At 43.7% G+C, this 673-nt stretch carries 2 tRNA genes and 1 rRNA gene; all 3 read right to left on the minus strand.

The window, feature by feature from the left end:
* Positions 1 to 339: 339 nt before the first annotated feature.
* Positions 340 to 415: transfer RNA gene (locus tag RXX31_RS24720), tRNA-Ala, on the minus strand.
* Positions 416 to 460: 45 nt separating this feature from the next.
* Positions 461 to 537: transfer RNA gene (locus RXX31_RS24725), tRNA-Ile, on the minus strand.
* A gap of 64 nt (positions 538 to 601) precedes the next feature.
* Positions 602 to 673: ribosomal RNA gene (locus RXX31_RS24730) — 16S ribosomal RNA — on the minus strand; the annotation flags it as partial.

Raw genomic sequence — 673 nt, forward strand, 5'->3', positions numbered from 1 at the left:
TTAATACGTCCTTCATCGCCTCTGACTGCCAAGGCATCCACCGTGTACGCTTAGTCACTTAACCATACAACCCGAAGGAGTTTCGAATTGACGTTAAACAACCAAAGTTGTCTCTCATTATTTGAATGAGCGAGAGACATTTCGATTTTGCCGGACTCAAATTCCAAGAACACTTGAATGTGTTTTTAGTTGTATTCAATTAAGAATACTTTGAGAACTTTACAAACAATTCATTATTCACGAGGAATAAAGATTGTTTTGTCAGCTTTCCAAATTGTTAAAGAGCTAGATTTCTTTCGAAACCATTTTTAAAGATTCTTAAGGAAAAACCCTTAAAGATGGTGGAGCTAAGCAGGATCGAACTGCTGACCTCCTGCGTGCAAGGCAGGCGCTCTCCCAGCTGAGCTATAGCCCCATCAAGGTGTGTCGATACTGTATGCCAATTCCTTGGGAAGGGAATTGGTGGGTCTGAGTGGACTCGAACCACCGACCTCTCGCTTATCAGGCGAACGCTCTAACCACCTGAGCTACAGACCCAGTATCGTCTCTTTTACATAAACCGTATCAATCTGTGTGAACACTCATCGCAATAATCATCGTATAAGGAGGTGATCCAGCGCCAGGTTCCCCTAGCGCTACCTTGTTACGACTTCACCCCAGTCATGAACCACAA

The sequence above is a fragment of the Vibrio sp. EA2 genome (assembly GCF_033042495.1).
GTDB lineage: Bacteria > Pseudomonadota > Gammaproteobacteria > Enterobacterales > Vibrionaceae > Vibrio.